Source organism: Phenylobacterium sp., assembly GCF_030697925.1.
In the GTDB taxonomy this organism is placed as follows: domain Bacteria; phylum Pseudomonadota; class Alphaproteobacteria; order Caulobacterales; family Caulobacteraceae; genus Phenylobacterium.
The window spans coordinates 22,612-48,412 of sequence record NZ_JAUYOJ010000185.1 but is presented as its reverse complement, the minus strand read 5'-3'; the positions used below and the strand labels follow the sequence as shown (position 1 = coordinate 48,412).

Annotated in this window: 29 protein-coding genes; 14 read left to right on the top strand and 15 right to left on the bottom strand. The window is 69.9% G+C overall.

The window, feature by feature from the left end; all coding sequences use genetic code 11:
- Positions 1 to 10: 10 nt before the first annotated feature.
- Positions 11 to 1,174: an MFS transporter gene (locus tag Q8Q88_RS17945; protein WP_305676551.1), complete on the top strand. Its 1,164-nt coding sequence runs from the start codon at positions 11 to 13 to the stop codon at positions 1,172 to 1,174.
- Here Q8Q88_RS17945 and Q8Q88_RS17940 read toward each other — a convergent pair.
- Positions 1,171 to 1,617 (bottom strand): SRPBCC domain-containing protein, encoded by a 447-nt coding sequence (locus Q8Q88_RS17940; protein WP_305676550.1) that lies wholly within the window; start codon positions 1,615 to 1,617, stop codon positions 1,171 to 1,173. The two genes, Q8Q88_RS17945 and Q8Q88_RS17940, sit on opposite strands and share 4 nt — an antisense overlap.
- A gap of 59 nt (positions 1,618 to 1,676) precedes the next feature.
- The gene (locus tag Q8Q88_RS17935; RefSeq protein ID WP_305676549.1) at positions 1,677 to 2,351 is read right to left on the bottom strand and encodes a UdgX family uracil-DNA binding protein; all 675 of its coding nucleotides are present in this window, start codon (positions 2,349 to 2,351) and stop codon (positions 1,677 to 1,679) included.
- Positions 2,352 to 2,448: 97 nt separating this feature from the next.
- Here Q8Q88_RS17935 and Q8Q88_RS17930 point away from each other — a divergent pair, with 97 nt between their 5' ends.
- Together Q8Q88_RS17930 and Q8Q88_RS17925 are read left to right on the top strand one after the other, a co-directional pair.
- On the top strand, positions 2,449 to 3,324 hold the full coding sequence (locus tag Q8Q88_RS17930) for a transglutaminase family protein (protein WP_305676548.1): 876 nt from the start codon (positions 2,449 to 2,451) through the stop codon (positions 3,322 to 3,324).
- A 35-nt stretch (positions 3,325 to 3,359) separates the two neighbouring features.
- The gene (locus Q8Q88_RS17925; protein WP_305676547.1) at positions 3,360 to 3,506 is read left to right on the top strand and encodes a hypothetical protein; all 147 of its coding nucleotides are present in this window, start codon (positions 3,360 to 3,362) and stop codon (positions 3,504 to 3,506) included.
- 160 nt (positions 3,507 to 3,666) lie between these two features.
- Here the strand turns inward: Q8Q88_RS17925 and Q8Q88_RS17920 are convergent, their stop codons facing one another.
- Entirely contained in the window at positions 3,667 to 5,499 is a 1,833-nt protein-coding gene (locus tag Q8Q88_RS17920) for an alpha/beta hydrolase (RefSeq protein WP_305676546.1), read from the bottom strand.
- Between the two features lie 129 nt (positions 5,500 to 5,628).
- Between Q8Q88_RS17920 and Q8Q88_RS17915 the strand changes: the two genes are divergently transcribed.
- The 5 genes from Q8Q88_RS17915 to Q8Q88_RS17895 all read left to right on the top strand — a co-directional run bounded on the left by Q8Q88_RS17915 (position 5,629) and on the right by Q8Q88_RS17895 (position 11,119).
- The gene (locus tag Q8Q88_RS17915) at positions 5,629 to 6,378 is read left to right on the top strand and encodes a hypothetical protein (protein WP_305676545.1); all 750 of its coding nucleotides are present in this window, start codon (positions 5,629 to 5,631) and stop codon (positions 6,376 to 6,378) included.
- Between the two features lie 7 nt (positions 6,379 to 6,385).
- Entirely contained in the window at positions 6,386 to 7,186 is an 801-nt protein-coding gene (locus Q8Q88_RS17910) for an alpha/beta fold hydrolase (protein ID WP_305676544.1), read from the top strand.
- Positions 7,187 to 7,313: 127 nt separating this feature from the next.
- Positions 7,314 to 8,645, top strand: a complete 1,332-nt coding sequence (locus tag Q8Q88_RS17905) for an MFS transporter (protein ID WP_305676543.1) — start codon at positions 7,314 to 7,316, stop codon at positions 8,643 to 8,645.
- Between the two features lie 96 nt (positions 8,646 to 8,741).
- The gene (locus Q8Q88_RS17900) at positions 8,742 to 10,613 is read left to right on the top strand and encodes a sensor histidine kinase (RefSeq protein WP_305676542.1); all 1,872 of its coding nucleotides are present in this window, start codon (positions 8,742 to 8,744) and stop codon (positions 10,611 to 10,613) included.
- A 35-nt stretch (positions 10,614 to 10,648) separates the two neighbouring features.
- Positions 10,649 to 11,119, top strand: coding sequence for a carboxymuconolactone decarboxylase family protein (locus Q8Q88_RS17895; RefSeq protein WP_305676541.1), 471 nt, complete (start codon positions 10,649 to 10,651; stop codon positions 11,117 to 11,119).
- Here Q8Q88_RS17895 and Q8Q88_RS17890 read toward each other — a convergent pair.
- From Q8Q88_RS17890 to pcaF, 8 genes are all read right to left on the bottom strand, one after another.
- Positions 11,116 to 12,192 (bottom strand): Glu/Leu/Phe/Val dehydrogenase dimerization domain-containing protein, encoded by a 1,077-nt coding sequence (locus Q8Q88_RS17890; protein ID WP_305676540.1) that lies wholly within the window; start codon positions 12,190 to 12,192, stop codon positions 11,116 to 11,118. The two genes, Q8Q88_RS17895 and Q8Q88_RS17890, sit on opposite strands and share 4 nt — an antisense overlap.
- 61 nt (positions 12,193 to 12,253) lie before the next feature.
- A complete protein-coding gene (locus Q8Q88_RS17885; protein ID WP_305676539.1) occupies positions 12,254 to 13,291 on the bottom strand; it encodes an alpha/beta hydrolase in 1,038 nt (345 codons plus the stop codon).
- On the bottom strand, positions 13,288 to 13,872 hold the full coding sequence (locus Q8Q88_RS17880) for a uracil-DNA glycosylase family protein (RefSeq protein ID WP_305676538.1): 585 nt from the start codon (positions 13,870 to 13,872) through the stop codon (positions 13,288 to 13,290). Before Q8Q88_RS17880 ends, Q8Q88_RS17885 begins: the two co-directional genes overlap by 4 nt.
- 229 nt (positions 13,873 to 14,101) lie before the next feature.
- Positions 14,102 to 14,740, bottom strand: coding sequence for a glutathione S-transferase family protein (locus tag Q8Q88_RS17875; protein WP_305676537.1), 639 nt, complete (start codon positions 14,738 to 14,740; stop codon positions 14,102 to 14,104).
- On the bottom strand, positions 14,737 to 15,015 hold the full coding sequence (locus tag Q8Q88_RS17870) for a DUF3253 domain-containing protein (RefSeq protein WP_305676536.1): 279 nt from the start codon (positions 15,013 to 15,015) through the stop codon (positions 14,737 to 14,739). Before Q8Q88_RS17870 ends, Q8Q88_RS17875 begins: the two co-directional genes overlap by 4 nt.
- 2 nt (positions 15,016 to 15,017) lie before the next feature.
- Entirely contained in the window at positions 15,018 to 16,166 is a 1,149-nt protein-coding gene (locus tag Q8Q88_RS17865) for an acyl-CoA dehydrogenase family protein (protein ID WP_305676535.1), read from the bottom strand.
- Between the two features lie 12 nt (positions 16,167 to 16,178).
- The gene (locus Q8Q88_RS17860; RefSeq protein ID WP_305676534.1) at positions 16,179 to 16,823 is read right to left on the bottom strand and encodes a hypothetical protein; all 645 of its coding nucleotides are present in this window, start codon (positions 16,821 to 16,823) and stop codon (positions 16,179 to 16,181) included.
- 2 nt (positions 16,824 to 16,825) lie between these two features.
- The gene (gene pcaF / locus Q8Q88_RS17855) at positions 16,826 to 18,034 is read right to left on the bottom strand and encodes a 3-oxoadipyl-CoA thiolase (RefSeq protein ID WP_305676533.1); all 1,209 of its coding nucleotides are present in this window, start codon (positions 18,032 to 18,034) and stop codon (positions 16,826 to 16,828) included.
- Between the two features lie 100 nt (positions 18,035 to 18,134).
- Between pcaF and Q8Q88_RS17850 the strand changes: the two genes are divergently transcribed.
- The 4 genes from Q8Q88_RS17850 to Q8Q88_RS17835 are packed head-to-tail and all read left to right on the top strand — an operon-like array spanning position 18,135 to position 20,289.
- Complete coding sequence (locus Q8Q88_RS17850) at positions 18,135 to 18,593, top strand: PaaI family thioesterase (protein ID WP_305676532.1); 459 nt, start codon at positions 18,135 to 18,137, stop codon at positions 18,591 to 18,593.
- Between the two features lie 3 nt (positions 18,594 to 18,596).
- Entirely contained in the window at positions 18,597 to 19,049 is a 453-nt protein-coding gene (locus Q8Q88_RS17845; protein ID WP_305676531.1) for a GNAT family N-acetyltransferase, read from the top strand.
- Complete coding sequence (locus Q8Q88_RS17840; protein WP_305676530.1) at positions 19,046 to 19,294, top strand: hypothetical protein; 249 nt, start codon at positions 19,046 to 19,048, stop codon at positions 19,292 to 19,294. Before Q8Q88_RS17845 ends, Q8Q88_RS17840 begins: the two co-directional genes overlap by 4 nt.
- Positions 19,291 to 20,289, top strand: a complete 999-nt coding sequence (locus Q8Q88_RS17835; RefSeq protein ID WP_305676529.1) for an MsnO8 family LLM class oxidoreductase — start codon at positions 19,291 to 19,293, stop codon at positions 20,287 to 20,289. Before Q8Q88_RS17840 ends, Q8Q88_RS17835 begins: the two co-directional genes overlap by 4 nt.
- Here Q8Q88_RS17835 and Q8Q88_RS17830 read toward each other — a convergent pair.
- A complete protein-coding gene (locus Q8Q88_RS17830; RefSeq protein WP_305676528.1) occupies positions 20,286 to 20,801 on the bottom strand; it encodes a molybdopterin-dependent oxidoreductase in 516 nt (171 codons plus the stop codon). The genes Q8Q88_RS17835 and Q8Q88_RS17830 overlap by 4 nt on opposite strands.
- Position 20,802: 1 nt before the next feature.
- Positions 20,803 to 22,080 (bottom strand): NupC/NupG family nucleoside CNT transporter, encoded by a 1,278-nt coding sequence (locus Q8Q88_RS17825; RefSeq protein WP_305676527.1) that lies wholly within the window; start codon positions 22,078 to 22,080, stop codon positions 20,803 to 20,805.
- Between the two features lie 149 nt (positions 22,081 to 22,229).
- Between Q8Q88_RS17825 and Q8Q88_RS17820 the strand changes: the two genes are divergently transcribed.
- Together Q8Q88_RS17820 and Q8Q88_RS17815 are read left to right on the top strand one after the other, a co-directional pair.
- Positions 22,230 to 22,649 (top strand): organic hydroperoxide resistance protein, encoded by a 420-nt coding sequence (locus Q8Q88_RS17820; protein ID WP_305676526.1) that lies wholly within the window; start codon positions 22,230 to 22,232, stop codon positions 22,647 to 22,649.
- The gene (locus Q8Q88_RS17815; RefSeq protein ID WP_305676525.1) at positions 22,646 to 23,125 is read left to right on the top strand and encodes a MarR family winged helix-turn-helix transcriptional regulator; all 480 of its coding nucleotides are present in this window, start codon (positions 22,646 to 22,648) and stop codon (positions 23,123 to 23,125) included. Before Q8Q88_RS17820 ends, Q8Q88_RS17815 begins: the two co-directional genes overlap by 4 nt.
- A gap of 101 nt (positions 23,126 to 23,226) precedes the next feature.
- On the opposite strand, the gene Q8Q88_RS17810 is transcribed toward Q8Q88_RS17815, so the two are convergent.
- Together Q8Q88_RS17810 and Q8Q88_RS17805 are read right to left on the bottom strand one after the other, a co-directional pair.
- A complete protein-coding gene (locus Q8Q88_RS17810) occupies positions 23,227 to 23,547 on the bottom strand; it encodes a DUF6665 family protein (protein WP_305676524.1) in 321 nt (106 codons plus the stop codon).
- A gap of 73 nt (positions 23,548 to 23,620) precedes the next feature.
- Positions 23,621 to 25,720, bottom strand: coding sequence for a S46 family peptidase (locus tag Q8Q88_RS17805; RefSeq protein ID WP_305676523.1), 2,100 nt, complete (start codon positions 25,718 to 25,720; stop codon positions 23,621 to 23,623).
- Between the last annotated feature and the right edge of the window lie 81 nt (positions 25,721 to 25,801).

Here is a 25,801-nt window from a genome sequence, read left to right as displayed (position 1 = left end):
GTCTAGGGCCGTGGCCCCGCTCCAGCGTCTCCTCGCCGCGGCCTGCGCCTTCAAGTTCTTCGACGGCTTCCTGCTGATCTATCCGCTCTATGCTGTGATGTTCGTCGACCACGGCCTGACCCCCTGGCAGGTCTCCGTCACCCTGATCGCCTGGTCGACCACGGCCTTCGTGCTGCAGATGCCCTCGGGCCTGCTCGCCGACCGCTTCTCGCGCCGCTGGCTGCTGTGCGGCGCCCAACTGGTCCGCGGCCTGGGCTTCCTCGCCTGGCTGCTGTTCCCGGGCTTCGCCGGCTTCCTGGTCGGCCTGATGCTGTGGGGAGCCAAGAGCGCCTTCACCAACGGGACCTTCGAGGCCCTGGTCTATGACGAACTGCGCGAGGTCGGCCGCGCCGAGGACTATGCCCGGGTGATCGGCCGGGCCCAGGGCTTCCTCTTCGCCGCCATCCTGCTGTCCTCCGTCGCCGCGGCCTATGCGGTGCGCTTCGGCTATTCCGCAGCCCTGATCGCCAGCGTCGCCGCCGCCGTGGCCGCGGCCGGGTCCGCATTGGCCTTGCCCCGGGCGACGCGGACCCTGGCGCTGGGCAGGGCGGACTATCTCGGCCAACTGAAGCGAGGCTTCGCCTATGCCGCCGGCCATCCCGTGATCCCCGGCGTCATCCTGCTGCTGGCGCTGAGCCAGGCCTTCGGCGGCGGGCTGGAGGGCTTCTGGCCGGTCTTCGGGCGCGGGGTCGGGTTCGACGCCTCGCAGGCGGCCCTGCTCGCTGCGGCGGTCGGCGCGGCCCAGGGCGCCGGCGCGGCCACGGCCCATCGCTTCCGGCGCATGCCCGAGCGTGGCTTCCTGGCCCTGTTCGCCGGCATCGGCGCGCTCCTGGCCGTGGCCGCGGCGGTCTTCCAGGTCTGGACGGTCGCCCTGGTCGCGGTCCTGGCCGGCCTCTTCAAGGTGATCGACATCAATTTCGACGCCCGGCTGCACGACGCCATTCCGACCGCGATGCGGGCCACCCTGGCGGCGACCCGCAACTTCGCCGGCCTGACGGCGCTCACGGTCATGCTGCTGGGCTTCGGCCCGCTGGCGGACGCCACCTCCTACCGCACCGCCTTCCTGGGCGCGGGCGGGTCGATGATCGTCATCGGCCTGGGGTTGCTGGCCTTACGGAGCGCCCGGCGGGCCTAGTGGGCGACGGCCTCTTCCAGGCCGTCCAGGATGCTGGCCCAGGTCTTCTCGTACTCAGGCCGCATCTTGAGGTCGGACTCCTTCACCTGGCCGTTCAGGTTCGACTGGGTGAGCGTCACCTTGGTCTTGCCGTCGCCGGCCGGTTCCAGCTCGTAGGTCACCACATGGTAGTTGTCGGGGATGTCGGGCTCGCCGGACTGCTGGCTCCAGTGGGTATAGCTCAGCCGCCGCTGCGGCTCGAACGAGCGGACCTCGCCCTTATCCCGGAAGGCCTTGCCATTGTACTCGCCCTCGATCCTGATCGGGCTGCCGACCTTCCAGTCGCTCTGGACGTCGGCGCCGAACATGTAGGTCTTGATGATCTCGGGCTTGATGAGCGCGTCCCAGACGTCGTTGGCGGGGGCGGCGATGGTCTTGGAGACCTGGGCTGTCGGTTGGGTCATAGCGACCTCCGTTGCGTTCCAAGCTGCTTCAACCGACCCGTCGGCGCATCGTTCCGGACTCAGCCCGCCAGCTTCCAGGCAAATCGCAGATCCTCGACGAAGGCCGCATAGGCCTGGGCCTTGGCCTCCGCGTCGGGCACGCGCAGCAGGTAGGACGGGTGGTAGGTGACCACGCCCTGGGCCTGGTCGGTCAGTTGCAGCGCCTTGCCGCGGTTCGTGGCGATGGGCGTGGCCTTGCCGAACACCGCCTGGGCCGCCGTGCCGCCCAGGGCCACGATCACCCGGGGCCGGAGGATGCGGCGCTCGGCGTCCAGCCACCAGCGGCAGGCCTCCACGTGGCGCGCGGTGGGCGTCTGGTGGATGCGCCGCTTGCCGCGCTGTTCATGCCGGAAGTGCTTCACCGCGTTGGTCACATAGGTCGCGGTCCGCGGCACGCCGGCCTCGGCGAGCGCGCGGTCCAGCACCTGGCCCGCCGGGCCGACGAACGGCCGGCCCGCCAGGTCCTCGATATCGCCCGGCTGCTCGCCCACGAACATCAGCCGCGCCGCCGCGGAACCCTCGCCGGCCACCCCCTGGGTGGCGTCGCGCCACAGCTCGCAGCGACGGCAGACGTCGACCCCCGCGGCCACCTCCTCAAGGGTCCCAGGCGCGCCCTCCTCGAGGGCGCCGTCCCTTGCCCGTTGGCGCGCTTGGCGCAAGTCGCGCTGCGGGGGCGTCGTCGGGTTGCGACACATCACCTCGGGGCCTCGATATTCTGTTTATGTTCCGCGAGTTCCAAGGCTGCCTCCACGGTGGGAACCGACCTGCGCCACGACGGGTTCCGAACTTGCCATGACCCGTCTGACCATCCGTCACGAGACCCGGTACGACTATGAAAAGCCCGTGAAATTCGGGCCGCAACGGCTGCTGGTCCGGCCGCGCGACAGCCACGCCACCCGCATCGTCCACGCCTCGCTCAGCTTCTCCCTCGCCGGTGAGACTCGCTGGCGGTACGACGCCCTCGGCAACTGCGTATGCCTGCTCGCCCCGCACGGCGAAGCGACCGCGCTTTCCATCGTCAGCGAACTGGTGATCGAGCGCTTCCCGGCCCCGCTCTCGCCGCGGATCGACGGTCCGCAGACCGCCATGCCGATCGTCTACGGCCGCTGCGACCGCCTTGTGCTCGACCCGTTCATCGACCCGGCCACGGAGGATCCCAACGGCCTGCTGCTCGACTGGCTGCGCCGTCACCTCCCGCGGCCCGACGAGACGGCGCTCGACCTCGTGCTGCGGATCAACGCCAGCATCCATGAGCAGTTCGACTACGCCGAGCGGGCGGAGGGCGACGCCCGCAGCCCCGCCCACACCGCCGCCATGGGCTCGGGCGCCTGCCGCGACCTCGCCTGGCTGATGGTCGAGAGCCTGCGGCGGCTGGGTTACGCCGCCAGGTTCGTCACCGGCTACCTCTATTCGCCCGTCCCATCGGGCCTCCGGGGCGCGGGCGCCACCCACGCCTGGTGCGAGGTCTTCCTGCCGGAATTCGGCTGGACGGAGTTCGACCCCACCAACGGCCTGGCGGAGTCCTCGGCCCTGATCCCGGTAGCGGTCAGCCGGACGCCCGAGGAGGCCGCGCCGGTCGGCGGATCGATCCTGGGCGACCCTGGCGCCTCGACCCTGACCGTGCGCGTCGACGTGCGCCCCACCGAACCCGTCAAGGCGGCCGCATGAGCCGCCGGGCAAAGAAATCGTCGGAGGAAAGACCCATGCCCCTGAGGTTCCAGCAGCAGGATCAGACGGCTCGCTTCAGCCCGCCCAAATCGGCGGCCATGCCGCAGCACGGCCAGAAGGCCGACAAGCCGGAGGGCAAGCTCAAGGAGCCGCGCTCCTTCCAGCCGCGTCCCGGCCACTGAACGGACCGTCGCTCTTCAGTCACGCCCCCAAAAGGGGGCGGCGCGAAATTTGGGACGGCGCCTAGAATGTCGCGGGCTCCTGCCGAAGGAGCGCCGTCGCCGTAGCGCGCCGCCGACCGGCGCAATGACGACTGGGCCGTCGTTCGGGGGGGCGGCGGCCCTAGTGGTCCAAGGGCAGACACCCCGCCAGCGCCTCGGCGTGAGTGAACTGAACCAGCACGCCCGCCTCCGGAATGACGTGGTAGCTGACGCCGGGCAGATTCGACCAGGTGGCCCGCGGCGGCTCCTCGCCCAATGCGGCGCAGTGGGCCACGGCCCAGGCGCCCGCCCCGGCGGGAACGGCCGGCGGGCTCCAGCCTCGGGCGTAGAGGGCGTGCTCCGCAACGAAGCCGGCGCTGGAATGGGCGAACTGAGCCTGGATGTCGCGCACCAACTGACTGCGGACCGCGTCGTCCTCCAGCGCCGCTCGATCCCCCGCGACCGCCGTCAGGCCGCGCCGCAGGATGGCCTCCACCGCCTCAGTCCGCGTCTGGCGGCGCAGCAGGTCGCCCAGCGCCCCGATCACCTGGGGCTTGTTCAGCAGGCCGCGGGTGAAGGTGGCGACCGGCGAACGATAGCTCTTGGGCAGTCCCCGGGGCTGGCGCGGATTGAGCAGCAGGCCGCCCGCGACCCGCTCCGGATGCCGCGCGGCGAAGCCGAGGGCCACGGCCACCCCACCGTCCCGCGCCAGGATCAGGGTCCGGTCTATGCGCAGGGTCTTGAGGAGCATGGCCAGGTCCTCGATCGCCTGGTCCAGGTAAGACTCGCCCGGCGCGGGCGTGGTCAGGCCGAAGCCCGGCCGCTGCAGCACCAGCGGACGCAAGCCTCGCCGCTGCAGGGCCCGGACCTGGGCCGGGGGCAGGCTGCGGCCGGCCATGAAGCCGTGGAAGACGCAGATCGGCGCGCCGCTCTGCGGACCATAATCCAGGAAGGCCAGCCGCCGCCCGTCCTCCGCCGGGATCAGCCTCAGCCGCGCCGACGGAGCGTCGGAGGTGAAGATCGGTTCGGCCACGGCGATCAGGCGCGATAGGGCCTGGATCTCGGTCACCAGCCGGGCCAGGTCCTTGGCGCGGGCGACGCCTACCTTGGCGAGCGCGGCCTTGGCGTAGCCGCGGACGGTCTCCAGCTTCAGGCCCAGGTCGTCGGCCGCCTCGCGGTGCGAGCGGCCAGCGGCGATGCGCACGGCGACTCCCGCCTCGGCCGGCGTCAGGCCCAGGGTCTCGATCAGGGCGTCGGAGGCGGCCGGCGACTCGGCCGGCGCGGCGCACATCAGCTCGGTCAGGCGTCGCACGATATCCGTGGAGCGCCGCACGCCGGTCTTGGCCATGATGCGGTCCATGGCGTCGCGCGCGGTCTCGCGGCCGACCCCCACCTGGGCGGCGGCGATCTCCAGGGTCGGCGACGACAGGAAGGCCTCGGCCAGCCGGGCTTCCAGGGGCGAGAGGCCGAAGGCGTCGGCGGCGCTGGCGGCCAGTTCGCTGGACCGGGTCGGGGCGAAGATCACCACCAGGACGCGGCCGGGCGCCTCCAGGGCCTGACGGGCCTGTGGCGCCAAGGGCCACCGCTCGGCCGCGGCCCCGGCTCCGGCCCAGGCGACGACCACGACCCCGTCGGCGGTCTCGATCAGGCCCATCCGCGGCTCGCCGCGCCGCGCCAGGGCCGCCAGGCGTCGCAGCTCGATCACCGAGGCGGGACGCGGGAACCAGCGGCCGAACAACTCGTCGGCGAAGGCGGCCGCGTCGGCGGCGGTAAGGACGGCCAGGGACACCGCCTGCTGAGGCGCCAGGGCCGCGGCGCCGGCCAGCGGCGCGTCGGCTCCGAAGAGGATGTCGGGCCCCGGACCGGCGGCGGCCTCCGACCCTGGCCCCGGCGTGGCCCAAACCGCGCGCAGCAGTGCGCGCGGCTCTTCCCAGGCGCGGTCATCGGCGGTGTCGAGGGGTGGGGAGTCCGTCAAAATCTACTCAAACGCTATTCAAATTGAATGCGAACCGCCGTTACGCAGGGACACTATCGAAGAAGTGGTGAAAGCGTCGTAATGGCTTGCGGACGCCTCGACCGTCGGGTCGCCGACATGGATAGCGTGATGGACCTCCTGGACCCCCTCGCCCTGGCGACGTCGCGCTTCGCCACCCGCCTGAAGTCAGGCGCGCCGCATCAGGTGTTTTCGGGCTTCCTCTACCACCTGCGGGCCGATCGCTACCTGGTCCTGACCGCCCTGCACTGCCTGCTCAAGCCGCACACCTTCTATTTCCAGAACCGCGGGACCGAGGCGACCTGGAGCGAGATCTATGGCCACACCCTGACCTGCGAGGCGCTCGGGCTGGATGTCCCGCTCTATGACGGGACCCGGCCGCTATTCGCCTGGCACGGCGACCCGGACGACGCCGCCCTCGACGTCGCCGCCGTGCCCGTCCGGCTGAAGCGCGATCCCCAAGCGATCAACATGCTAGGTCGGTTCGGCGACTACCAGGTGACGCCCCAGGGCCTGGCGCTCACCGCCGGCTCGCCGGGCCTGATCTACGGCTATCCCGGCGGGGCCGCCATCCTGCGCGACGCGCCGATCGCGCGGGGCTTCACCCTGGCGACGGACTATCGGATCAACGCCTACAGCTTCCATGTCGACGGCGTCGGCGGGGCCGGCTGTTCGGGCGGGCCGGTGGCCCTGCGCGCCGAGGCCGGCGAGACCACCCTGCTGCAATGGATCGGCATCTATGTCGCCACCCACGAGGCGGAGCGCCTGGGTCGCTGCATCCCCCTGGAACGGGTGATGGAGGTGGTGGCCGAGTTCGACGACGATCTGGACGACGACGGGCACTGGGGCTCTGTGGCATAAGGCCGGCATGTCGACAGCCATCTCGATTCCCTCCGGCGCGGCCAGGCTGGTCGCGGAGACGTCGGGCCGCGGGGCGCCCGTCGTCTTCCTGCACGCAGGCGTCGGCGACCGGCGGATGTGGCGCCACCAGATGGCGGTCGCGGCCCTGAGCCATCACGCCGTGGCCTATGACCGCCGCGGCTTCGGCGAGACCCTGCACGCGGACGAAACCTACTCGCATGTCGACGACCTGATGGCGGTGCTGGACGCCATCGCCGGCGACCAGCCCGCCGTCCTGGTCGGCGCGTCCCAGGGCGGCCGCATCGCCATCGACGCGACGCTCGCCCATCCGGACCGGGTGCGCGCCCTGGTGCTTATCGCCCCGGCGGTGAGCGGTTCGCCGGCGGTGGAATACCCGCCCTCGATCGTGCCGGTCCTCGCCGAGATCGACGCCTCGGAGGACCTCGACCACGTCAACGCCCTGGAGGCCCGGGTCTGGCTGGACGGCCCGACCTCGCCGGAAGGCCGCGTCGGCGGACCGGCCCGCGAGCTGTTCCTGGCCATGAACGGGATCGCCCTGCGCGCCCAGACCGCCGGGCGCCTGCGCGATCCTCCGCCGGCCTACGACCGGGTCGGCGAGATCACCGTCCCCACCCTGGTCGCCTGGGGCGATCTCGACTTCCCGCACCTCTTGACCCGCAGCGCCTATCTGGCCCGCGCAATCCCGGGGGCCCAGGCCAGGCTCATCGAAGGCGCGGCGCACATGCCCAGCCTCGAGAATCCCGGGGCGACCAGCGCCATCATCACCGAGTTCTTGCGCCGGGTATGACCCTCGCGGGCCTTTGGGGCTTTCCCCGCCCGGGGACTCTGCTAGACCGGGATCATTGAATTAAGTCGATAAGCATTAGGGAGAGCCGGCGCGGCTTTCAGTCCCTGCACGCGCGGGCGCGACGCTGTTGGAATCAAGATTCGAGGAAGAGGGCGAGGCCGCGGCCGCGCCCGAGGTGACGACCGCCGAGCCCAGCCTGGCGGAAAAGGAAACCGCCTACGAGAAGTTCGTCTGGGACAATCTGAAGCGCAACTACGTCGCCCACTACCTGCACGGCATGCTGGGCATGACCGGTTTCCGGCTGATCAACGCTCCGACCTTCCTGCCGGCCTATCTTTACATGCTGTCGGGTTCAAACCTGGTGGTCGGCCTGGGCCTGGGCCTGCAGCAGCTCGGCGGGGTGATCAGCCCCATTATCGGCGCCAACCAGATCGAGCACCGCACCAAGGTCATGCCCGCCGCCCTGTGGATGGGCGGGCTGGCGCGGCTGCAGATCATCGGCATGGCGCTGGCCGGCTGGTTCCTGTCGGGCCAGTCGAAGGTCGTCGCCATCATCGGCTTCATGTTCCTGTTCGGCCTGTTCATGGGCACCCAGCGGGTGGTGTTCTCGATGCTGCTGGCCAAGGTGATCCCGATCAGCCGGCGCGGCCGATTGCAGGCGTGGCGCAACGCCACCGGCGGGGTGATCGCCGCGGGCCTGGCCTATCTCGCCGGGCGTTATTTCATCGACGCCAACCTGTTCGGCAACGGCTACTCGACCACCTTCCTCTTCGCCTTCTGCCTGACCAGCCTCGGCCTCACCGCCCTTCGGCTGCTGATGATCGAGCCCGAGCCGCCCACCGTGCGGGCACGGTCGCGGCTGCGCGACCGGTTCAAGGACTTCCCGGCGCTGCTGGCCGAGCGCGGCTTCATGTTCTTCATGGTCGTGCAGATGCTGACCATCGCCGCGCGCATGGCCGTGCCGTTCTACGTGATCTTCGCCTCATCGACGATCGAGATGAGCGGCAAGAACCTCGGCCTGCTGTCCCTGGCCTTCCTGGGCGCCGACACGCTTTCGAACCTGGTCTGGGGCTATCTGGGCGACAAGACCGGTTTCCGGCTGATCATGCTGCTGTCGCTGGTCCTCTGGGTCGGCTCGACCGTGGTGCTGATGACCGGCCACGACTTCGTGGCCATCTTCATCGCCTTCTTCGGCCTGGGGGCGGCGCAGTCCGGCTACATGATGAGCGCCGGCACCATGATCCTGGAGTTCGGCGAGCGCGACGAGATGCCCATGCGCATCGCCTTCTCGGCCACGGCGGAGGGGATCATGGGCTCGCTGGGTCCGCTGCTGGGCGGTCTGATCTCGTCGACCCTCGGCTATGGCCCGATGTTCTCGATCTCCATCGCCTTCCTGATCGCCGCGCTCATGGTGCTGTTGCTGCGGGTGAAGGAGCCCCGGACCTCGCGGCTCGGCTAGGGTCCGGACCCTGGGGCCGTTCAACTCTTCCGAGCGTGTCTTGGCGTCCCGGCGGCGATCTCCTAAGCATGGGACAAGGTCCGCGCAGGGATGACCATGTCCGACCAGCGCCCAGGCGAGGCGGCGAACTTTCTCGAGGGCGGCGGCGACATGGGCGCCCGCATCCGCGCTCACGACTGGTCGGCCACCCCGCTGGGACCGCCGGCAGCCTGGCCCCAGCCCCTGAAGATCGTCCTGCGGACGATGCTGGCCGCCCGTCAGCCCATGCTGGTCCTCTGGGGCGAGGACCTCATCCAGTTCTACAACGACCCCTGCCGCGCGGCGCTCGGTCCGGAGCGGCATCCCAGCTATCTGGGACAGCCCGCGCAGCTCTGCTGGAACGACAACTGGGAGATCTTCCGGCCGCAGCTCGAGCAGGTGATGGGCGGCGGCGGCGGCGCCTGGCGCGAGGACGAGCGCATGACCATCGTGCGCGATGGCCGGCTCCAAGACGTCTACTGGACCTACAGCTTCACCCCCGTGCACGACGACGACCGACCGAGCGGGATCGGCGGGGTGCTGGCCCTGTTCAATGAGGTCACCGCCCAGCACATGGCCGCCCAGGTCGACAACGCCCGGGCGGCGCGGATACTGGGCGCCATGAGCGAGGGGTTCATGATCCTCGACGCGGCGTTCCGGGTCGTGGAGGTCAATTCCGAGGGCCTGAGGCTCGCGGCCATGGCCAAGGCGGCGATGGTCGGCCTCACCCCTTGGGAGATCTGGCCGGAGATGCTGGGCGGGCGGATCGAGGCGGCCTATCGCCAGGCCATGGACGAACGCACCCCGCTGGCCCTGCAACACCAGTACAACGACCTGTGGCTGGACCTGCGGCTCTATCCGATGGAGGACGGCCTGGCCGCCTTCTACCGCGACATCACCGCCGCCAAGCAGGCCGAGGAAGCGCTGCGCGGGAATGAGTCTCGGCTACGTATCGCCCAGCAGGCCGGCGGCATCGGGACCTATGAGTGGGACCTGGCGACCGGCGACCTCTACGCCTCCGACGTGGCCCGCAGCCTGTGGGGCGTCGATCCGCACATCGAGTTCACCATGGCCATGGCCGTGCAAATGATCCATCCCGAGGATCGCCCCTATGCCCTGCCCGTCTCCGACCGGCCGATGGAGGACCTAGTCGGCGGCAGCGAATACCGGATCATCCGCGCCGACACCGGCGAGGTCCGCTGGATGGCCCGCCACGTGGAAATCGTGCGGGATCGCGCGGGTGCGCCCAGCCGGGTGATCGGCGCCTTCCGCGACATCACCCAGAGCAAACGCTTCGAGGAGCATCAGCAGCTGCTGATCAACGAGCTGAACCACCGGGTGAAGAACACCCTGGCCACCGTCCAGTACATCTCGGCCCAGACCCTGCGGGTCTCGTCCTCCATCGAGGAGGCGGGTCTCGCCTTCGAGGATCGGCTACTGTCGCTTTCGCGGGCTCACAATGTGCTGACCCGCGCCAATTGGGAGAGCGCCGGACTGCGCGAGATCGTCGCCGAGGCCATGGACCCCTATCGCTCGATCGTCGAGCAACGCCTCGGCATGGCCGGTCCGGACGTGCGCCTGGCCCCGCATACGGCGCTGGCGATCGCCATGGCCCTGCAGGAGCTGGCCACCAACGCCACCAAGTACGGCAGCCTGTCCACCGAGGCAGGACGCATCGATATCGACTGGACCATCGTCCCGGCCGCCGGCGGCGCCATGCTGCGCCTGGTCTGGGCGGAGTCAGGCGGACCGCCGGTGGCGCCGCCCACCCGCCGCGGCTTCGGCAGCCGGCTGCTGGAGCGGGGCTTGGCCCGCGAGATCGGCGGCGACGTGCGCCTGGCGTTCGCCGCCGGCGGGGTGGTCTGTACGATGGAAGGGCCGGTCGATTCCGGGTCGGAAATCGGCGGTCGCATGTCACGCCACGATGCGCCGATCCGTCCTATGCCTTAGAAGCCGCCTCCCCGGCGCCCATAAGGAATCTCCACATGACCGGTCGTATCAATCCCTACATCGTCGCCCCCGACGTCGTCCGCCCCTTGATGGATCTGGAGGCTTCGGTGGCCGACAGCGGCCTGGAGCACAGCCTGATCAAGCTGGTGAAGACCCGCGCCTCGCAGATCAACGGCTGCGGCTACTGCATCCACATGCACACCCGCGAGGCCCGCGGCGCGGGCGAAAGCGAGGAGCGGCTCTACATGCTGAGCGCCTGGCGTGAATCCTCGCTCTACACCGACCGCGAGCGCGCGGCGCTGGCCTGGACCGAGTCCCTGACCCTGCTGGCCCAGACCGGGGCGCCGGACGCGGATTACGACGGCCTGAAGCCGCATTTCAGCGACGAGGAGATCGTCAAGCTGACCCTGCTGATCGGCACGATCAATGTCTGGAACCGCATCGCCGTGGGCTTCCGCTCCCAGCACCCGAGGACCTGGAAGCCGATGACGGCCGCGGCGGCTTAGGCCGCCAGCCGCTCGGCCGCGGCCTGGGCGATGCGGGCCTTGGCCATTTCGTTGGCCACCTCGTGGGTCGGGCGGCCTTCGGCCAGGGCGCGGTCGAGCACCTCTTCCAGGGTGACCATCAGCCGGTCGAGCTTGGCCGCCACCCAGGCCGGGTCGAAGGCCTCGCCGCGCTCCAGGCCGCGGATCTCGGCGGCCACATTGATGATGCCGCCGCCGTTGATCACGTAGTCCGGGGCGTAGAGCATGCCGCGCTCGAACACCTCGCGGCCGATCTCCGGATCGGCGAGCTGGTTGTTGGCGCCGCCGGCGATGATCCTGGCCTTCAGCCGCGGCAGGGTCGAAGCGTTGATCGCCCCGCCGAGCGCGCAGGGGGCGAAGACCTCGGCCTCGGCGTCGAAGATGGCGCCCGGCGCCACGACCGTGGCGTTGGTCCGCGCGGCGACCTCGGCCAGGGCCTGCTCGTTGACGTCGGTGAGGATCAGCTTGGCGCCGGCCGCGTGCAGCTTCTCGGCCAGATAGGCGCCCACATGGCCCACGCCCTGAACGGCGACGGTGACCCCGTCGAGGTCACGCTTCAGCGCGCGGCGCACCGCCAGCCGCACGCCGCGGAACACGCCCTCGGCGGTGACCGGCGAGGGATCGCCCGAGGCCGCCGCGTGACCTTCCAGACCGGCGACGTAGCGGGTGGCTTTGCGGGCGCTCATCAGGTCGGCGGGGGAGACTCCGACGTCCTCGGCGGTCCAGTACTTGCCGCCCAGGGTGTCGACCGCGTGGCCGAAGGCCTCGAACAGGGCCGGGGTCTTCTGGGTGCGGGAGTCGCCGATGATCACGGCCTTGCCGCCGCCCAGCTCCAGGTCGGCCATGGCGTTCTTGTAGGACATGGCCCGCGAGAGGCGCAGGGCGTCCTCCAGGGCGGCCTCGGCGCTGGCATAGGGCCACATGCGGCAACCGCCGGCGGCGGGGCCCCGGGCCGTGGAGTGCACGGCGATGATGCTCTTCAGACCGGTTTTTTCGTCGAAGAACGAATGGACGCCTTCATGCCCCTCGAAAGAAGGAGAATCGAACAAGGTCATGCCGGGTTGTCGCCTGTACGTGGAAGGTATTGCCGCAGCCCATACGCCGATGGCCGGAGCTTCACAACCCCGCCCGGGCCATTGTCGCAGAGTCCGCCGCGATCGCGCTGTTGGGAAGGGTCGGCGCCCCTGGGATCGGCGGCGCGCCCGATGGCAACGGCGCGGCGGGATCCTTGATGAAGGCGAGCAGGTCGGCGATGACCGTCGGCCCCTGGCGGTCGCGGGTCATCAGGTGCCAGCCCTTGTCGTAGAAGGCCGAGCGATCGGTGGGCTTGAGCTTCCGGGCCGCCTGCAGGGAGGGCTTGCGGGGAATGATCTCGTCATTGGCGCCGTAGACGTAGAGCACCGGGACCTTGACCATCGCCACCTGCCGCCAGGCCCGCTCCATCATCCTCACCAGGCCATAGAGCGTGTCGGACCGCGCGCCCCAGACCATCAACGGATCGCGGCCCATGGCGATCAGCTCCTCGCGGTTGTCGGTCGGCTGGACGCGCTCGGTGAGCCAGCGGGGCGGCGTATAGATCTTGCCGGGGGTGACCCGCGCGGCGAGCCAAAGGGTGGTCTTGTAGGGCAAGGGCTGGTTCGACCAGCCCCAAACCGCCGGCGCCATCAGGATCAGCCGGTCGGCCGGCGGCGGGCGGTCCGAGGCGAAGGCCTGGATGGCGACGGCGCCGCCCATGCTCTCGCCGGCCACGATCACCGGGACGCCCGGCCGCTCGGCCCGGACCAGGGCGACCATGGTCCGCAGATCCTCGACCATCAGCTGGTCGCCGCCCCAGACGCCGCGATTGGGCGAACGGCCGAAGCCGCGCTGGTCATAGGCGTAGGTGGTCACGCCGTCGGCCGCCCACCGGGGCGCGGCCAGGTGAAAGGCGTTGGCGTAGTCGTTCATGCCATGGACGGCGACCACCACCGCCTTGGGCTCGCCCACGGCGTCCCAGCGGGTCAGGCCCAGGCGCGAGCCGTCGAAGCTGACGAAGGCGTCGCCCTCCAGCCGCGGGCCCTGGAAACCCACGGGCGGCTGGGCGGCCTGCTGCATGCTCATGGTCGCGCAGGCGCTCAGCAGCAGGGCGGCCAAGGTGACGGCGATCAGTCTCATGACGCCAGAATGCCCTGCACCCTTTGGCGAAGATAGGGCGCCACCTCGGCCTCGAACCAGGGATTGCGCTTCAGCCAGCCGGTGTTGCGCCAGGACGGATGGGGCATGGGAAGATAGTGCGGCAGGTACTCGCGCCAGGCCCGCACAGTCTGCGTCATGTTCGACTTGGCCCGATCGCCCAGCGCCCAGGCCTGGGCGTGGCCGCCGACCAGCAGGGTGAGCTCCATCTCGGGCAGGGCGGCCAGCAGGCGCGGGCGCCAGAGCTGGGCGCAGCGCTTCGGCGGCGGGTAGTCGCCGCCCTTGGGATCGGTCCCGGGAAAGCAGAAGGCCATGGCCGCCACCCCGATCTCCGGGCGGCCGTAGAAGGTCGCCGCGTCGATCCCCATCCAGCCGCGCAGCCGCTCACCGGACGGATCGGTGAAAGGCATGCCGCTCTCGTGCACGCGGCGTCCCGGCGCCTGACCGCAGATCAGCAGGCGGGTCTGGGGCGCGACCATGACCACCGGGCGAGGCTCGTGCGGCAGCTCCCCCGCGCACGCCCGGCATGCGGCGATCTCGGCGAGGACGGCGGGCAGGCTCATGGGGCGGATATAGCGGCGGCGGCCGAGCATTTGGAGGGCAAGGCGATTTGGCCGCAGACCTCCTCTCCCCGCTTGAGGGGAGAGGGTAGGGTGAGGGGTCGCGGCGCGAAGCGACGCAATCCGGTCTCCCGACAGACGCAGCGAAGCGGAAACGCCCCCTCACCCTACCCTCTCCCGCCGAAAGACGGGTGGAGAGGAGGAGATCTGGGCGAGCGCCGTGTCGGGCGTCCTAAGCCGCGAACATCGCCTTCTCGGCCTCGACCCACTTGGCGTAGGACGGGCGGGCCAGCACCTTCTGGACATAGGCGGTGGCGCGGGGATGGCGCTCGGCGTTGGGCTTCCACTGCAGGTGGTTGAGGTTCACGAAGGGGCTGGCGACGGCGATATCGGCCAGGGTGATCCGGTCCTCCACCAGCCAGCCGCTCTCCGGCAGCACGGTCTCGAGATAGTCGAGGATCGGCGGCAGGGTCTCGGTCTCGGCCTTGGCCGCGGCGGCCTCGTCCCCGGGGCGGCCCAGGAATTTAGGCGCGACCACGCGGTTGAAGAACATGGCGCCGGCGCAGGTGATCAGGATGGTGTCGGCGAACTCCTCGTACCAGATGGTCCGGGCGCGGGCCTTGGGCTCGATGGGGATCAGGTTGGGCTCGGGCTGGATCGCGTCGAGGTAGGTGATGATCGCCGTGGAGTCGCACAGCAGGAAGTCGCCGTCCTTGAACCCGGGCATCTTGCCGAACGGACTGGCCAGCTTGAACTCCGGCGGACCGCCGCCCATGCCGGCCTGCTGCAGCTCCAGGTCCATGCCCTTCTCGGCCGCGAAGGCCAGGGTCTTGCGCACGAAGGGCGAGAGGGACGAGCCATAGAGGATCATTGGTCAGCTCCTTGCGGTGTGGCGGTCTCGCCGGGCAGCGGCAGGCGCAGCCGGTAGACGCCTTTGAAGGTCTCGGGATCGGCGGGCTTGCCGTGCCGGGTGATGACGATCCTACCCTGGCGAGCCAGGCCCCGGGCGGTGTTTCGCACGTGTCCGGTGAGCTTGCGCCAGTTCTCATTGTCGGCGGCGCGGGCCACCTCCTCCGAGGAGGCCGACTTGCCGGTCGGCAGCTTGCCGAGGATCTCCAGGATCACGGCCTCCATATCGACGCTCATGTTCAGCCGCCCCGCTTCAGGGTCTCGCGGGCGATGACCACCTGCTGCACCTGGCTGGTGCCCTCATAGATGCGGAAGATGCGCACGTCGCGATAGAACCGCTCGATCCCGTGGTCGGCGACATAGCCGGCCCCGCCGAAGATCTGCACCGCCCGGTCGGCGACCTTGCCCACCATCTCGGAGGCGAAGTACTTGGCCGCCGCGGCCTCCATGGTGACGCTCTGGCCCGCGTCGCGCTTGCGGGCGGTCTCCATGGTGAGCGCCTTCGCGGCCAGGCTCTCGGTCTTGCTGTCGGCGATCATCCCCTGGATGAGCTGGAAGTTGGAGATCGCCTGGCCGAACTGCTTGCGCTCGGTGGCGTAGGCGACGCTGTCGGCGATCAGCCGTTCGGCCACCCCGATACAGACCGCCGAAATGTGCAGCCGGCCGCGGTCCAGCACCTGCATGGCCACCTTGAACCCCTCGCCCTCCCGGCCCAGGCGGTTGGCCACCGGCACCCGGACATTGTCGAAGTTCACGTCGCAGATGTGGGCGCCCTGCTGGCCCATCTTCTTCTCGGGCTTGCCCACCGACAGGCCCGGCAGGTCGCGCTCCACCAGGAAGGCCGAAACCCCGCCGGCGCCCGGTTTGGACGGGTCGGTGCGGGTCATCACCGTGAACAGGTGGGCCTTGTTGGCGTTGGTGATGAACCGCTTCACGCCGTTCAGCACGTAATGGTCGCCATCCAGGACCGCCTTGGTCTGGACATTAGCGCTGTCGGACCCAGCCTCCGGCTCGGTGAGCGCGAAGGAGGTGATGATCTCGCCCGAGGCGATGCCCGGCAGGTACTTGGCCTTCTGTTCGTCGGTGCCGAACATCACCAGGCCCTGGCTGCCAATGCCCACATTGGTGCCGAAGGCCGAGCGGAAGGCCGGGCTGGTGCGGCCCAGCTCCACGGCCACCAGGCACTCCTCCTCCATGGAGAGGTTCAGGCCGCCGAACTCCTCGGGGATCGACAGGCCGTAGAGGCCGAGTTCGCGCATCTCGGCCAGCACCTCGTCGGGGATGGCGTCATCCTCCGAGACCTTGGCCTCCAACGGCCGCAGCCGCTCGGTGACGAACCGGCGCACCGTGTCGATGAGCTGCTCGCGGGTTTCGAGGTCGAGGGCCATGGATGTTTCTCGTTAGCTGCAGGGGGTCGCGTCGCGGGGCGCCGGGGCGACCTTGGACACGGTGACGGCGATGACCGGATCTGGCCAGGACTGGCTGTGGACGCCGCCGGCCGGGACGGCGCAGCCCTCGACCTTGCGGCGCATGAGCTGGCCCTTGCGGATGGCCGCCAGCTCCAGCTCGAAGGTGACCGGGGCGGCCAGGCCGTTCCAGACCTTCATGTAGGACTGCTTCTTGGCCGGCGAGGCGTCGAGCGCCAGGCCGATGCGGCCGGCGCCGGAGCCCTTGTAGGTCTCGGCCTGACCCTCCGGCTGGGCGGCGCCCAGCTTGCCCGCATCGATCCCGTCGAGCACCGGGGCGGCCTTGGCGTCCAGGTGGAACAGCGCCCGCTGGCCTTGCACGACCTGCACGCTTGCCCCCTCGACCTTGGTCCTGGGGTCGAAGCCCGCGGCCGTCAGCGCCTCGATCAGGGTCTTGGGCTTCGCCGGCTCGGGAGGAGCGGTCTCCGTTGGCGGGATCTCGGCCGGAGGCGTCTCAGCCGGCAAGGCCTCGGCGGGGGGCTCCGGCTTGAGGAAGTCGTCGAGGGTCATCGGCCGCGCCGGCTCCTGGGCCTGGGCGGCGCCGGCCAGCAACAGGCTCAACAACAGTCCCGCGCGCATGCTCACGCCTTGGCGAGCGCCAGGGCCGAGCCCTGCCCGACGCCGACGCACATGGTGGCGAGCGCCCGTTCCCCGCCGCGTTCCTTCAGCGCCCGCGCCGCCGTCAGCGCCAGGCGCGCGCCGGACGCTCCGAGCGGGTGGCCTATGGCGATGGCGCCGCCGTTCGGGTTGACGTGCGGAGCGTCGTCTTCCAGCCCCCAGGCGCGGGTGCAGGCCAGGGCCTGGGCGGCGAAGGCCTCGTTCAGCTCGATGACGTCGAAGTCGCGCGCCGTGATCCCCAGGCGGGCGACCAGCTTGGCCACCGCCGGCACGGGACCCACGCCCATGACCCGGGGCGCGACGCCGCCCGAGGCGCCGCCCTCGATGCGGGCGAGCGGCTCCAGGCCCAGCTTCTGGACCATCTCCGCCGAGGCCAGCAGCAGGGCCGCCGCGCCGTCATTGACGCCCGAGGCGTTGCCCGCGGTCACCGTGCCGTCCTCGCGGACGATGGGGCGCAGCGCGCTCAGCGCCTCCAGCGTCGTGTCGGGGCGGGGATGCTCGTCCTGGCTGACCACGATGTCACCCTTGCGGTCCTTGATCGTCAGGGGGGCGATCTCGCCGTCGAAGAAGCCGCGCGTGCGGGCCGCGCCGACGCGCGCCTGGCTACGTTGGGCGAAGGCGTCCTGATCGGCGCGGTTGATCTGGTAGTCGGTGGCCACGTTCTCGGCCGTCTCGGGCATGGCGTCGACGCCGTACTGCTTCTTGAGCGCCGGATTGACGAACCGCCAGCCGATGGTGGTGTCGTACATCTCCGGGGTGCGGGAGAAGGCGGTGTCGGGCTTGGCCATGACGAAGGGGGCGCGGCTCATGCTCTCCACCCCGCCGGCGATGATCAGGTCGGCCTCGCCCGCCGCGATGGTCCGGGCCCCGGCGATCACCGCGTCCAGGCCCGAGGCGCAGAGGCGGTTTACGGTCAGGCCCGGCGTGGTCTGAGGCAGGCCGGCCAGCAGCAGCGCCATGCGCGCCACATTGCGGTTGTCTTCGCCCGCCTGGTTGACGTTTCCGTAGATGACCTCGTCGACCAGTCCCCAGTCCAGGTTCGGATAGGCGGCCATCAGGGCCTTCAGCGGATGGGCCGCCAGATCGTCGGCCCGCACCTTGGAAAGCGCGCCGGCATAGCGGCCGATGGGGCTGCGAAGTCCGCCGCAGAGATAGACAGTCCGGCCTTGCATGTGGGGTCCCCGCCGCCTAGGTCGCTTGTGAGATTTGGCGGCAAACTAGTGTTTGAACGTGCGGCGGGCAAACGCTTCGCGGACGATGGCGGGGAATTTTATGGACGGCGGCGAACAGCAGACCACGGCCTGGCGGCACGAACTCATCGAGACGGGCGAATGGGCCGGTTGGTACGCCTATGGCAACGACCCGTTCGAGGACCTGGCCGGGCCCTTCTATTACCGCAAGGACGGGGACGGCCGTCCGGTCTGCGCGGTGCGGGCCGAGCCGCGCCACATGAACGGCGGCGGCTTCATGCACGGCGGGGCGCTGATGACCTTCGCCGACTACTGCCTGTTCGTGATCGCCCGCGAGGCGCTGGCCGAGAGCCGCAGCGTGACGGCCACCTTCAACAGCGAGTTCGTCGGCGCGGTGGCCCTGGGCGCGATGGTGGAATGCACCGGCGAGGTGGTGAAGGCCGGCCGCAGCATGGTCTTCGTCCGCGGCCTGATGACCGCCGGCGGCGACGCTGTGATGAGCTTCTCGGCCGTGCTCAAGAAGACCACCATCAGGACCTGACCGGTGCTGGTCGAGCTCGCTCCCGCCGACATCCCCGAGTGCATGCGCATCGAGCGCCTGCCCGGCTACGAGGCCTTCGTCGGCCAGTGGACGGCGGAGGAGCACGCCGAGGAGATGGCCTCCCCGGCGGCCCGCTATCTCGGCTGGCGGACGGACGAGGGGCTGACCGGCTTCGTGATCTTCCAGCGCTACCTGGATCCGGTGGTGCGGCTGCGGCGGATCGCGGTGACGCAGCCGGGCGCGGGAACCGGCACGAAACTGCTGCTGGCCGTCATCGATTGGCTGTTCGAACACAATCCAGCCGACGCCGTGGACCTCCACGTGCGACCGGCCAATGCGCGCGCCATCAGGGTCTATGCGCGCGAGGGCTTCGCGATGGCCGATCCGGAAGACGACAACGCCGAGACCATGATCCTCACCCGCGAGCGGCGGGCGCAACGAAAGGCCGCCACATGAAGCCCCTGGACGCCGCGAAGTTGAAGAAGGCCGCGCCGGGCGCGGCGCTGGTGCTGTTCGCCGGGCCGGTCTTCCTGTTCCTGGCCATGGACCTGCTGCTGTTCGTCGCGCTGTCGGGGGGCAAGGCCATGCGGCCGGAACAGGTCGGGACCCTGGCGAGCGAAGTCGTCTTCGGCCTGTTCGCGGGCCTCTTGGCGGCCTACGGCCTGCGCATGGTCCGCCGGGCCCTGAAGGACGAGGCGTGAGCTTCACGCTCTCCGTCCTCGACCTCTCGCCGGTCAGCGGGGACGGCACGCAGGCCCAGGCGGTCCGCGACACGATCGAGGTGGCCAAGGCCGCCGAGCGGCTGGGCTATCACCGCTTCTGGGTGGCCGAGCACCACAATATCGGCACGCTCTCCTCTCCGGCCCCCGAAATCCTGATCGCGGCTCTGACACAGGCCACCAACACCATCCGCCTGGGGTCGGGTGGGGTAATGTTGGTCAACCACTCGCCGCTGAAGGTGGCCGAGGTGTTCATGGAGCTGGAGGCGCTCGCGCCTGGCCGCATCGACCTGGGCGTCGGCCGCGCGCTCGGCACGGACGGCCGCACCGGCGGGGCCTTGCGCTCGGCGGGCTCCGAAGCCTTCCCGCAGTACTTCGCCCTGCTGAACGCCTGGCTGCTCGACGCCTCGGGCCGCGAGCCGATCACCGAGGCCCACCCCGCCCACGACATCCACGCCAATCCCGCCGGGCCGAGCCATCCCGACCTCTTCATGCTGACCTCCTCGCCCGAGAGCGCCGATTTCGCGGGCCGCGCCGGAGTGGGCATGGTGTTCGCCGAGTTCATCGCCCGCACCGACGGGACGCCCTCGGTGGAGGCCTACCGGGCGGCCTTCGAACCTTCGGTGTTCCGCGAGGCGCCCTGGGCCGGGATCGCCACCATCGCGCTCGCCGCCGAGACCAACGCGGAAGCCCAGCGCCTGGCCGCGCCCATGCGGGCGTCCAACCTCGCCACCCTGTTCAATCAGCCCCGCCGCTTCCGCTCCATCCCCGAGGCCCAGGCCTTCCTGGCCGAACACGCGGGCGACCCGCGCCTGGCGGGCGTGATGGCGCGCGGGATCGTGGGTGACGCGGCGGCCGTGCGCGCCGGCCTGGCGGCGAAGGCGGCGAGCACGGGGGCCGACGAGCTGTTCGTCATGGCGGTCGGCCCCACCCTGGAGACCCGCATCCGGTCGCTGGAGCTGATCAAACCCACCTAGTGGGCGTGGTCCATGGCCGAGGGCGCCTTCGCGGCCGGCGCATCCGCCAGCCGCGCCTCGATGCGGGTGACGCCGTAGACACTGCGCCAGCGCTTCTTGTCGCCCGAGACCGCCAGCCGCCAGGGCCCCTCCTTGGCGGGCAGGGCCTGGCCGTCGACCTTGTCGCCCAGCACCACCGTCCCGTCGTGATAGTCCTTGTCCAGCTCGGCCAGCGAGAACACCGCCTGGAAGCCGTCCGCGCCGGTGACGATCACGAAGGCCCGCAGGGGATCCCCATGCAGCCTGGGCCCCACGGGCAGGCCGCCGGCGCGCAGCACATAGGCCAGGATCGGGCCTTCATAGGTCTTCGATCCCTGGTCCTGCGGCACGGCCACCTCGGCGCGCGGGAATCCCACAAAGTCGGCGGCTTTCAGCACCTTGGCCTTGCCGTCGAGGCCGACGACCGTCAGCTCCTGCGCGGCGGCGGGAAGGGCCAGGGCCAGGGTCGCGACGAGAGCGAGGATCCTGATCATCCTAGCGCCCGAACAGTTCGTGCGGCATGGCGCCGACCAGGGCCGCTGTCATGCAGGTGGCCAGGAAGCCCGCGACCAGCGCCTTCCAGACCATGCCGATGATCTCGTTTCGCCGCTCCGGCATCAGGACCCCGATCCCTGAGACGGTGATCCCCACCGACCCCACATTGGCGAAGCCGCAAAGGGCATAGGTCATGATCATTCGGGTGCGCTCGCTCATCTCGCCCGCCGGGATCGCGCCCAGCTGGATGAAGGCGATGAACTCCGTGAGCATCAGCTTCACGCCCAGCAGGTACCCTGCCTTGAGCGCCTCGTCCCAATGGACGCCCATGGCCCAGGCCAGCGGCGCGAAGAACAGGCCCAGCACCCGCTCGATGGTGATCGCTTCGCCATAAACCGGCGGGAAGACCGAGAGCAGGCCGTTGCCGATGGCCACCAGGGCCACGAAGACGATCAGGATGGCCGAGATGTTCAGCACCACCGACAGCCCGTCCATGGTGCCCTTGCTGATGGCGTCGATGGCGGAGTCATATTTCAGCAGCGAGGTGTAGTCGGCATAGGCGCCGCCCAGCCCCTCCTTCTCTGGCACCACGATGCGCGCCAGCAGCACCCCGGCCGGGGCGGAGATGATGGAGGCCACCAGCACGTGGGCGGCCGCATTGGGCAGGCTGGCCTTCAGGATGGTCGCATAGGCCACCATGGTGGAGCCGGCGACGGTGGCCAGGCCCACCACGATCATCAGGAACAGCTCCGAGCGGGTCAGGCGGTCCAGATAGGCGCGGATGACGATGGGGCTCTCGATCATGCCCAGGAAGATGTTGGCCGCCACAGCGAGCGCCGAGGCGCCGCCCAGGCCCATGGTGCGCTGGAACAGGATGCCGAACACCCGGATCACCCACTTCAGCACATGCCAGTGCCACAGCAGGGCCGAGAGCGCCGAGATCACCAGGATCAGCGGCAGGACCTGGAAGGCGAAGGTGAAGAGGGCCCCGCTATTGGTCACCTGATAGGGCTGGTCGCCGCCGCCCATGTAGCCGAACACGAAGCGGGTGCCCTGGGCGGTGGCCGCGCCGAGGCCATCGACCCCTTTGTTGATCGTTTCGATCACCGCCTGCGAACCCGGCAGGCCGAACAGCAGCAGGATCAGCGCGATCTGGACGAAGATGGAGCCCAAGGCGAGCTTCCAGGGGAAGGTCCTGCGGTTCTCGGAGATCGCCCAGCAGACGACCAGGATGAAGGCCAGGCCGGCGAGGCTCTGCGCGTTTTCAGGACGGAACATGGACGGCCCCCGGCTGGCGGACTCACCAGCCTTCACGGCCCAATTGACTACGGAGGCCATGACCGAAGCAAGCGCACGCCGCGCCACGCCCTTGACCTCCGTCAGGATCGGTCTATTTGATTGTGTACAATTCAATTGGAGACGATCAAATGTCAGCTCTGTACGCCACCCAAGCCCGCGCCGTCGGCGGCCGCGCCGGTCATGTCGAAACCCCGGACGGCCTGCTCAGCGTCGATCTCGCCCTGCCCAAGGAGATGGGCGGCCGGGGCGGCGCGACCAATCCGGAACAGCTGTTCGCCGCCGGCTACGCGGCCTGTTTCGAAAACGCCGTGCGCTTCCTCGCCGGCCAGCAGAAGGTCCCGCTGAAGGGCGCCGCCGTCACCGCCACCGTCGAACTGCATCCCCGCGCCGAGGGCGGCTTCAAGCTGGCCGTGGCCCTCGACGCCGAGACCCAAGGCCTCGACCAGACCGCCGCCGAGGCCCTGGTGGACGCGGCCCACCAGGTCTGCCCCTATTCCAACGCCATTCGTGGCAATGTCGATGTTGCGATAACCGTTCGGGCGGAATGACCAAGAGCGCGACCAAGACTTCGAAAACCGAACCGGCCGCCCGGAGGGCGGCCGGCGAGGCCCTGCGCCTCGACAACCAGCTCTGCTTCGCCCTCTACGCGGCGAGCGGGCTGGTCACCCGCGCCTATCGGCCCTTGCTGGAGCCCCTGGGCCTGACCTATCCGCAGTACCTGGCGATGATGGCGCTCTGGGAGCGCGCGCCGCGCACGGTGAAGGATCTGGGCCAGGCGCTGGACCTGGATTCCGGCACCCTGACCCCACTGCTGAAGCGTCTGGAGACCGCCGGCTTCGTCACGCGTCGGCGCGATGCCGAGGACGAACGGAGGGTGCAGGTCGAACTCACCGCCGCCGGCGAAGCTCTGCGCGAGCGCGCCGCCGAGGTGCCGGCGGCGCTCGCCTGCCAGCTCCACTTGCCGCTGGACCAGATCGTCGGCCTGCGCGCCACCCTGCAGGACCTCGCCCGCAGGCTGCGCTAGGGTCCAAACTCAGTTGATTGATGACCGGATCACGGTCCTTCTCCCGCAAGGGGAGAAGGACACATGAGCCAACTTCCGCTGGGCCCAATTGGGTAGGGCCCCTAGCGCGCGCCCAGCCGCATCAACACTTCGCGCGGGATGCCGTAGTGGGCGATGGCCGGCTTCTGGTCGCGGATGCCGCAGGCTTCGCGCTGGATGAAGTAGTACCAGACCGCCGTGGCCGCGGCCTTCACCAGCGCCGCCCGGTCGCCCGCCGCGCCGTCATTGGCGTCGAAGGCCTTCAGTTCGGCGAGGGTGTTCTCCACCCGCTGGCCGGCGCGGCCGAGGGACGCGCCCTTCTCGGCCATGATCTCGGCTTCGATGGCGTCAGCGCCGGTCTCGAGCGAGAACCGGTGGCCCAGCGGAAGGCGGAAGTTCGACATGCCGCCCAATATGGCGCGGCCGATCCTCAGGGCAAGCGCGCCCCCCGCGCGGAAGGCGGGAGGCCGCGGCCGGCTACTTCCCGGTCAGTTCCTTCACCAGATTGGCTTGGCCATAGACCTTGGCCAGGGCCTCGGTGGCCGCGGCGGTGGCCACGACCACCGTGCGGTTGATGGTTCCGTCATAGCCGTAGGCGCCGCCCAGCGAGTGGATGTTGCCGTCGAAGGCCGCGCCCAGCACCTCGCCCTTGGCGCTCACCACCGGCGAGCCGGAATTGCCGCCGATGATGTCGTTGGTGGTGACGAAATTGTAGACCGTGTTCGGATTGACCTTGTCCTTGGCCGCGATCCAGCGCGGGGCCAGTTCGAAGGGTTCGGCGCCCGTGGCCCGCTCGTAGAGGCCGGCGAAGTTGGTCGTGGCCGGGATGGTGGTCCCGCGATGGGTCCAGCCGGCGACCTTCCCGTAGGAGAGCCGCAGGGTGAAGGTGGCGTCGGGATAGACCGCGTCGCCATAGACGGCGAACTTGGCCCGGGCGATGCGCTCGGCGGCGCGGTCGACGGGACCAGTGACCTCGGTCTCCCAGACCTTGCGCACGGCGCGGGCGGCCGGATCGTTGCGCAGGAACAGCTGGATGATTGGGTCGTCAGAGGCCTCGATCGCCGCCAGGCCGCCGTCCCAAAGGGCCTTGCGCACGGCAGGATCGGCAAGCTTGGAGCCCTTCACGGCGCGGGCCGCCAGGCCCTCGGGGCTTTCCTTGCCCAGCACCGCCTTCACAGCGTCGTCGTCGGTGGTCAGATACTCGCGGGTCTTCGACAGCCAGAAGCCGAGATAGAGCTCCTCCAGCTCCGCATCGATCGGCTTCTCGTCCAGGAGCTGCTTCTCGATCAGCGGCAGGCGGACGTCGGCGTATTCGGCCAACCGCTCGGCCGCGGGCTTGCTCCGCTCCTGGGCGGCGCGGACCAGGGTCTCGGCGTAGTCGTAGAGGTTGGAATAGGTCGCCCCGCCTTCGATCTGCCGATAGCGCAGGTAGTTGTTCGCATAGGCCTCCTGGGCCTTGGCGATCTCGCCCCAGGGGTCGCCGATGTCGGCGGCCAGGGCGGCGTCGGCGCCGACCTTGGACTTCAACTCGGCCTCCTGGGCGCGCTTGGCGTCCATGAAGGCCTTGTCGTTCAGCACGAACTGGCGGCCGAAGAACACCTTGAAGGAATTCTCGACGCCGAACAGCGGGTCGGTGGCGATGCGCTTGTGCTCTGGGCCCTCCTCCGAGAACCGGGCCAGCCGGCCGCGGATCTCGGAACGCTGCAGCTGGCCGACCGGGATCGCCAGGTCGCGCAGGGTCTCGAGCTGGGCCACGGTCAGCAGGCGGTCGGTGGAGCCGGGATTGCCGGAGACGAAGGTCGGCTCGCCTTCCTTCGGCGCGCGGGTCGCCCAGGTCAGGTGCTGGGGCGTCACCACCGGCTTATTGTCGTGGTAGAGCCGCAGGAAGCCGATATCGAGATTGTAGCGGGGGAAGTTGAAATTGTCGGGGTCGCCGCCGAAGAAGGCCGTGGCGAACTCGGGCGCGAAGACCAGCCGCACGTCGGCATATTTGCGGTACTTGTAGAGCTTGAACTGGCCGCCCCGGTACAGGCTGACCACCTGGCAGCGCAGCAGCGTGTCGGACCCGCACGCGGCCTGTTCGGCCGCAGCCATGGCGCTGTCGCGCGCCTTGACGAAGTCCTGGCCTGTCTTGCCGGCGGTGGCGGCCTTGATGTCCCTGGTCAGGTCAGTGATCGAGGTCAGGATCTCCGCCTGCATGCCCGGGCACTTGCGCTCCTCGGCCCGGTTCACCGCCGCGAAGCCCTGCTTCACATAGTCGGTCTTCTCCGAGGACAGGTCCTGCACGCACTCGACCACGCAGTGGTGGTTGGTGAGCACCAGGCCCGACTTGGAGACCAGCGAGGCCGAGCAGCCGGAGGTCAGGCGCACGGAGGCGCCCTGCACCCGGTCCAGCCACTTCTGGTCGAGTTTCAGGCCGTAGGCGGCGTTGACCTTGGCGGTGGGGAAGTTGTCGAATGTCCACATGCCCTCGTCGGCGAGCGCGGGCGACGTGGCGGCGAGGAGGCCGACACAGGCCAGCAGGCCGGTGGTTGCACGCAGGCCACCGGTGATTACACCGAATTCAGGTAGGGTCATTCGTATCGCACCTGGGTGACGCGGGCCCTGACCGGGCCTGGGATTGGGCGGGTTGTGTAACAATGGCGACGGCATGTGACC